At 74.2% G+C, this 914-nt stretch carries 1 protein-coding gene; it reads right to left on the minus strand.

Going from position 1 to position 914, the window contains the following annotated elements; all coding sequences use genetic code 11:
- Positions 1-828, minus strand: an 828-nt coding sequence (locus tag AE652_RS06380) for an acyltransferase domain-containing protein (RefSeq protein WP_369808273.1), incomplete at its 3' end; no start/stop codon positions are given.
- Positions 829-914: the final 86 nt, after the last annotated feature.

The following is a 914-nucleotide window of genomic DNA, read 5'->3' on the forward strand; positions in this document are numbered from 1 at the left end:
AGCGCGCGGCGAATCCCCGCACGCCTCGGCGAGTTCGCGCAGCGCGTCGGCGTCACCGGAGACGACCGTCGCCGACGGGCCGTTCACCGCCGCCACCGACAACCGGGAACCGTACGCGGCGATCCGCGCCCGCACACCCGCCACCGGCTCCGCGATCGACAGCATCCCACCGCGACCGGCCAAGGCCTTCAGGGTCTTGCTCCGCAGAACGACGACCTTCGCCGCGTCCTCCAGCGACAGGATCCCGGCCACCGCAGCGGCAGCGATCTCACCCTGCGAGTGACCCACCACCGCATCGGGAGCGACACCCGCCGCCTCCCACACAGCGGCGAGCGACACCATCACGGCCCACAGCGCCGGCTGCACGACGTCGGCGGCCTCGAAGCCGTGCCGGCCCGCCAGAACGTCGTCCAACTGCCAGTCCACATAAGGCGCCAGAGCCTCAGCACACTCGGCCAGCCGCGCCGCGAACACCGGCGAAGACTCCGCCAGCTCACGCCCCATCCCGACCCACTGGCTCCCCTGGCCCGGGAAGACGAACACCGTCCGCCCCACCCCACCGGGAGCGAGTCCGCCGGTCACGACACCGGGCGCGGGCTGCCCCGTGGCCACCGCCGCGAGACCCGCCGCGAGCTCACTCCGCTCGCCGCCCAGCACCACCGCACGCTGCTCGAACACCGATCGCGTCGTCGCGAGCGACCACGCCACATCGCCGACCGACAACTCCGGCCGCGCCAGCACGTGTTCACGCAGTCGACCGGCCTGACCGGCCAGCGCCACCGCACTACGACCGGAGACCCGCCACACCGACGTCCCGCCGGTCAGCACCGGAAGCTCCGGGAGCGCCGGAAGCTCCGGGAGCGCCGGCCCGGGCTCGGACGCCGCCTCGACGGCCGCCGGGGCCTCCTCCACGA

It is taken from the genome of Kitasatospora sp. MY 5-36 (genome assembly GCF_001182915.1).
Classification (GTDB): domain Bacteria; phylum Actinomycetota; class Actinomycetes; order Streptomycetales; family Streptomycetaceae; genus Kitasatospora.